Source organism: Streptomyces xanthochromogenes (genome assembly GCF_014650455.1).
GTDB lineage: Bacteria > Actinomycetota > Actinomycetes > Streptomycetales > Streptomycetaceae > Streptomyces > Streptomyces xanthochromogenes.
The window spans coordinates 367,382-368,849 of sequence record NZ_BMUZ01000011.1; the positions used below are offsets into that span (position 1 = coordinate 367,382).

The 1,468-nt window shown below is 70.7% G+C and carries 2 protein-coding genes; one reads left to right on the plus strand and one right to left on the minus strand.

Annotation, left to right across the window (positions count from 1 at the left end; translation table 11 throughout):
• Positions 1-174 precede the first annotated feature (174 nt).
• The gene (locus tag IE267_RS28160; RefSeq protein WP_189765142.1) at positions 175-1,092 is read left to right on the plus strand and encodes a ketopantoate reductase family protein; all 918 of its coding nucleotides are present in this window, start codon (positions 175-177) and stop codon (positions 1,090-1,092) included.
• 37 nt (positions 1,093-1,129) lie between these two features.
• Here IE267_RS28160 and IE267_RS28165 read toward each other — a convergent pair.
• On the minus strand, positions 1,130-1,468 hold a 339-nt coding region (locus IE267_RS28165; protein WP_229861467.1), incomplete at its 5' end, for a phosphopantetheine-binding protein.

A 1,468-nucleotide genomic window follows, 5' to 3' on the forward strand; every position in this document is an offset into this window, starting at 1 on the left:
TGCCCGCCGCGTGGGCATGGGGCGGCCCGGCGGGCGTTGACGCACCGACAGCACTCGTCGAAGATCGACCAGTCATGCGGGCGGCACCGCGACCTTGTGACCCCGGCGGCCCCGCCACCGGATCGCGGCGAAGCGGATGCCGGCTCCGGCACCTCCAGTAAGGAAGAAGTCTCCGTGACCGTCACCTCTCCCGCCACCGGCGACATCACCGCACGCCCCTGGACCGTGGCGGTCCTCGGCCCCGGAGGGGTCGGCGGACTGCTGGCCGCTCTGCTCTCGCGCGCCGGGCACCGAGTCGTCTGCGTGGCCCGGGACGAAACCGCACAGGCCCTCGGCGAGCACGGAATCCGCGTGCGGAGCAACCAGTTCGGCGAGTTCACCGCCCCGGTGGAGACCCGGACCAAGCTGAGCGAGCCGGTGGACCTGTGCCTGGTCGCGGTCAAGCAGACGGCGCTCGACGAGGCCCTGACGCGGATCGCTCCCGAAGCGCTGGGCGACGGCCTGGTCCTGCCGCTCCTGAACGGGATCGAGCACCTGGACATCCTGCGTGGGCGCTACGGCGCACAGCGCGTGGTACCCGGTGTGATCCGCGTGGAGTCCACCCGCACCGCGCCCTGCGTCATCGAGCACGGCAGCTCCTTCACGGAGATCGACCTGGCGGGCACCGAGGACTCCCTTCAGCCGCTGGCCGCGGTCCTCGACGGCGCCGGGGTACGCACCAGGGTGCTGCCGGACGCGTCCGCCACTCTTTGGGGCAAGCTGTCCTTCCTGGCACCGTTCGCCCTCCTCACCACCCGCTACGGACTGACGATCGGCGAGGTGCGGACGACGTGCCGCGACGAGCTGGTGGCCCTGGTCGAGGAGACCACTGCCGTGGCCCGGGCCTGTGGCGCGCCGGTGGACGTGACACAGACCCTGGAGCGGTACGACACGTTCCCGGCCGGTGCCAAGTCCTCGATGCAGCGTGATGCGGAGGCCGGGCGCCCGCTCGAACTCGACGCGATCGGCGGTGCGCTCCTGCGCGCGGCCACCCGCCATGACGTGCCGGTGCCGGTCGCGACCCGGCTGATGGCCGAGCTGACGGCCCTCTGACGGCTCGTCCACCGGCCGACCCGAGAGGGCTCTCGGCTCAATCCTGGCCGCGCAGACGCAACTTGGGCCGAGCGGTGGCCTTCGCGCGCCTCGTCTCGTCGAGCCGGCCGACCAGCCGGCTCACCGTCGAGCCTTCGAAGAGATCCGCGAGGGAGAGGTCGACGTTCAGGGTGGTCCGTATCCGGCTGACCAGTCTCGTCGCGGACAGGGAATGACCGCCGAGTTCGAAGAAATTGTCATCGATGCCGACCCGCTCCAGATCCAGCACATCCGCGAACAGACCGCACAAAATCTCCTCGACAGGATCACGAGGCGCCCGGCCACCACCCCCACCGAACTCCGGCACCGGCAACGCAGACCGATCAACCTTCCCATT